Origin of the sequence: uncultured Adlercreutzia sp. (assembly GCA_910585575.1) — a bacterium.
Taxonomy (GTDB): Bacteria; Actinomycetota; Coriobacteriia; order Coriobacteriales; family Eggerthellaceae; genus Adlercreutzia.
In genome coordinates this window covers 1-4,187 of sequence record CAJUFS010000117.1, presented here as the reverse complement: position 1 = coordinate 4,187, position 4,187 = coordinate 1, and the positions used below count along the sequence as shown (strand labels likewise).

The following is a 4,187-nucleotide window of genomic DNA, read 5'->3' as shown; positions in this document are numbered from 1 at the left end:
TGGGCCGCCACAACGCCTTCGACAAGGTGGTGGGCGTGGCTTTGCGCGAGGGCATCGATCTTCGCGACGTCATGGTGTATTCCAGCGGGCGCTTGCCTGTGGATATGGTGATGAAGGCCATCCGGGCCGGTATTCCCATTCTGGCTACCAAGGCGGTGCCAACTGACGAGACGATTCGCCTGGCTCGCAAATACCGCCTAACGCTGCTATGCCAAGCTCGGCCCGATTCGGTGTTGATCTACCATGATCCGCTTGACGATGTGGGGCTGTTCAAGGAAGGGGCACTCTAGCTGCGAGGGGACTGGGGAGCGATGAGGGTAGGAGTATGGGACGGGGCTGCCTTGCTGTGCCTCGGAGGCGCAGTGGGCGGCTCGGTGGTGGTGCTAAGCTGGCTCGTTGACGGCGCAGCGGAAGTGTTTGCCTGTCACCCGGAGTTGGTTTGGCTGCTGCCAGTTGCCGGGTTTGCCTCCTACGGCCTTTACCGCGCCCTCCGCCTTGAGTTTTCCTGGGGTACGGCGCGCGTGATGCAGGCGGTGGACTCAGGGGACGAGGTGCCTGTGACGCTGGCGGCCGCCATCCTCATCAGCACGGCGCTTACGGTGCTTGCTGGCGGTTCGGTGGGCAAAGAAGCGGCAGCACTTCAAATGGGCGCAGGTTTGGGCAGCGCCGCCACCCGATGGGTATCCCATCGCATGCGGCCGTCGGTTGCCCCGGCGGCCATGGCGGCGGCCTTAGGCGCGATGCTGAGCGCTCCGGCTGCAGGCGTGGTTTTCGTTTTTGAAGTGCTGCGTCGGGGTCCAGGGTCTATGTTGGATGCGCTGGCGCCTGTGGCAACTTCCCTTGTTGCTTGGGGTGTGACCGAGGCGGCCGGGGTTCGGTTCCTGGATGCGACCGCCGCTGTTCTTCCCGCGCTGCTGCCTCTTGGCGACGCTACGGCGCTCTCTCTGGCTGCCGGCTGTTGCGCCGGGTTGCTGGCGCTGATGTTTTGCGGGGCTCTGAGTGCCGTGCATCGAGCGCTCGCAGCTCTTGGGGCGCCGGTCTTTGCCTTGGCCGTGGGCGGAGTCGCGACAGCGCTGCTGCTTGGCTACGCCGATGTCCTTCACTATGAGGAGCTGAGGTGCTACTGCGGCACGGGGGCAATTCAAATTGAGAGTGCCCTAGCCGGCTCTCCTGTACCTTGGTGGGCTTTTGCCGCCAAGGCGCTTCTCACGGTCTTGACGCTTGCAGGCGGCTTCAAGGGCGGAGAAATTATGCCAGTGCTTGCTGTGGGAGCCTGTTGCGGTGCCAGCGTTGCCTCTGGGGCCGGAGTGGTGCTCGGCGCGGATGCGGCATCGCTTCAGCCCCTTCTGTCTGCTGTTACTATGGTGGCGTTTTTCGCCGGTTGCACCAACTGCCCATTGTCGGCTTTGGTGCTGGCGGTGGAGTTGTTCGGTTGCGCCGTGTTGCCATGGGCGGCGCTCGCTTGCCTCCCAGCCTTTGTTCTTGCGCGGTCAACGAGCCTGTATCCCACTAGCTTGCGTAGCTACCCGTAGGGAAGGGTCTGCCCCTTCCGCCTTTTGCCGTGCGCGCCGTCTCACGAGAGGGTGATCCAGCTCCGTAGGGAAGGGGCTCTGCCTCTTCCGCTCTACCTGGGATGCCTATCTTCCTCGGTTGAGCGGCAAGGGCATGGCCCTTGCCCTACGGGGCGGGCGCCGACGCCGCTTTCCGGCCCCTCCTGCCTTCGCTGTTGCGCCATAAAAACCGTGCATTTGTACGGTTTTCTTGCATGAAACCGTACACGAACCCGTGAAACGTGGGGTATTGGCCAAGAAAGTCGTGCAAAAGTACGGTTTCTGTGGCGAGACGGAGCCCGCTAGCCCACGAGGGTGCGGAGGTTGGCTTGGGCTTCGGGGGTTAGGTGGAGGGCTTCGGCTAGGTAGCGGTCGAAGGAGCCGGCTTGCCGGTCGATCTCCTCGAAATAGGCGCGCAGGTAGGCGGGGCGCGCCTCGATGAAGCTCATGAGACAGGCGCGCTCGTTGGCGGTCATGCCCGCGCCCAGGCGCTCGGCCTCCTCGGCGATGAGGTCGGCGTGGTCCTCGTTCACGCGTAGGTAGTCTTCCATAACCGTGTCGTCGTCGGCGCCGGCGGCCCGCAGGAGAGTGGCGCACAGCACGCCGGTGCGGTCCTTCCCGTTCACGCAGTGGATGAGCGCCGGCGTGCCCTCGGCGGCCAGCGACCGCAGGGCCTTCCCTAAAAGCGGCTGCTCGCTCACGTAGCGGCGGTAGTTGCGCATCATGCGTTCCTCGGGGGCGCCGTACTTCTCAATGACCCCGGCGATAAGGCGCTTGTCCGAATCCTTCCGACGGTGTTCGGAAGAGGGCTCAAGGGCGATGGTCTTCATGCCCACGATGTAGGGCTCGGGGTGCGCGGCCACCTCGGAGCGGGTGCGCAGGTCGTAGATGGTGGCGATGCCGAGGGCCTGGCTGATGAAGGCAGCCTCCTCGCCGGTGAGCGCCGAGAGCTCGCGGGAGCGGAACAGCCGCGCGTCGGCGAACGACCCGCCAACGGGGCGGATGCGCGCGTCGCCGAAGGGGCGGGCGAGCGGAAGCGCTTCGAAGGCGAACCCGGCAATGAGGTCGGAGGGCTCGCCGTCCTCGGTGACGGGGCGCACCTTCAGCAAGTAGCGGCCGGGCTGTTCGGGGGTGTACACGAAGCGCCAGTTCACCCCGCGCGACTTGTCCACGGCGGCGGTGGGGTAGGCTGTCCAGGTGCGCCCGTCGTCCAGCGAGAACTCCATGGCGCAGATGGTGCGGTCGAAGTCGTCCACGTAGCCGGAGAACTCGATAGGGGTTCCGGCGAAATACGGCGGCTGGGTACGGGGCGCAAGCGGCTGGCTCATGGCGCTACACCAAATCGCTGCGCACTTCGAACAGGGTGCGGGCGAGGTGGGCGAAGGCCTGCTCGCCGTCGGCGGAATCCGGCGCGCTCGTCATGACGACCATGAGGTAGTCGCGCCCGTTGATGGTGACGATGCCCGAGTCGCACACGGCGTCGTCTTCCTGGCCGTCGATCCAGCCGGCCTTGTTGCGCACGGTGATGTTGGTGCCGATGGAGGCGACGACTTTCTCCTCGTCGACGATGGGATCGCCCTCGTCGGGGGCCGCCTCGACCTCGAGGCTTGCCTCGGAGCTGTCGGCGCTCACTTCGGCCTCCTCGCCGGCCTCGGTTTCGGCCTCTTCCACGCCCTCTTCGGTGCCGGAGCCCTCTTCGGGCAGGTAGTCGGTGTGGCCGGCGCTCGTGGTGCCCAAGGCGCCGTTGCGCAGGAACGAGACCTCGGTGCTGCCGAAGGTTTCAGAGAGCCATTCGGCCGCCGAGGTGCCGGCGTTTTCCAGGTAGTCGTAGATTTTCAGCCACATGAGGGCCGACTGGCGCGCCGTGTAGGTGGGGAAATAGGTGTCGTCTACCAGCGCCGTGTCGACGCCGGCCTCGGCGAGCCATTCCTCCATGCCCTCGGTGCCGTAGGTGCGGCGCAGCTTGCCGTAGGAGGAGTTGTCGGACCAGATGATGGTGTTCTCCACCTGGGTGACGCGCGACGAGCGCGCCTCGTTGATGTCGTTGGGGAACTCCTTGTTCACCACGTAGGCGCAGTAGGGGCCCTTGAAGGAGCTGGCGCCGTAGATGGCGGTGTCCAGGTTGCCGGCGATGCCGCGGCCGGTGCCCAGGTCCATGATGAGGTAGCTGGCCTCGTAGCCGTTGGTGTCGTAGTAGGCCAGCGCGTTGTTGAGGTTCACGAGCGAGCGGTCCGAGAGCACCGGCGCGCCCTGGTCGCTGTCGCCGGTGTTGAGGGCGAAGGCGTAGGGGGCCTTCTGGCCGGCCAGGTTCGCGAGGTCTTCCCGGGTGGGGGTGTAGGGGGAAAGCTGGGCGAGGGCCGGCTCCACAGGGCGCGCGATGCTCACCTGGGTGGCGACGTTCTGCGCGAGGTAGGCGGCGTTGCCCCCGATGGCGTTGGCGCCCTGGACGCCCACGTGGTGCGAGCCGTCGCTTTTCGGGGCGGCGGCGAAGGGGCCGAGGTGCAAAAGCGCCATGGCGAACACGATGACGAGGAACGCGGCCACGGCGTAGGTGCCCAGGCGGCGCACATCGAGGTTGCCGAAGCTGAGGCCGCCGGCGCCGAGCACGTGGGTGCGCGGGTCGAAGGGGGAGGCGGC

4 protein-coding genes are annotated in these 4,187 nt (G+C 66.3%); 2 read left to right on the top strand and 2 right to left on the bottom strand.

Translation table 11 applies throughout. The annotated features are described in order from the left end of the window. On the top strand, nt 1-290 hold a 290-nt coding region (locus tag QZ307_RS10810), incomplete at its 5' end, for a formate dehydrogenase accessory sulfurtransferase FdhD (protein WP_295999717.1). 21 nt (nt 291-311) lie between these two features. Next, nucleotides 312-1,532: a chloride channel protein gene (locus tag QZ307_RS10805; protein WP_295999716.1), complete on the top strand. Its 1,221-nt coding sequence runs from the start codon at nt 312-314 to the stop codon at nt 1,530-1,532. Nucleotides 1,533-1,852: 320 nt separating this feature from the next. Here the strand turns inward: QZ307_RS10805 and QZ307_RS10800 are convergent, their stop codons facing one another. Continuing rightward, entirely contained in the window at nt 1,853-2,878 is a 1,026-nt protein-coding gene (locus tag QZ307_RS10800; RefSeq protein WP_295999715.1) for a tyrosine-protein phosphatase, read from the bottom strand. Nucleotides 2,879-2,882: 4 nt separating this feature from the next. Further along, the coding region (locus tag QZ307_RS10795; RefSeq protein WP_295999713.1) for a hypothetical protein at nt 2,883-4,187 on the bottom strand (1,305 nt) is incomplete at its 5' end.

What these genes read in the sequence shown, in the direction of transcription:
- QZ307_RS10805 (WP_295999716.1), top strand. Translation starts at nt 312, where the DNA reads ATGAGGGTAGGAGTATGGGACGGGGCTGCCTTGCTGTGCCTCGGAGGC.
- QZ307_RS10800 (WP_295999715.1), bottom strand. Translation starts at nt 2,878, where the DNA reads ATGAGCCAGCCGCTTGCGCCCCGTACCCAGCCGCCGTATTTCGCCGGA.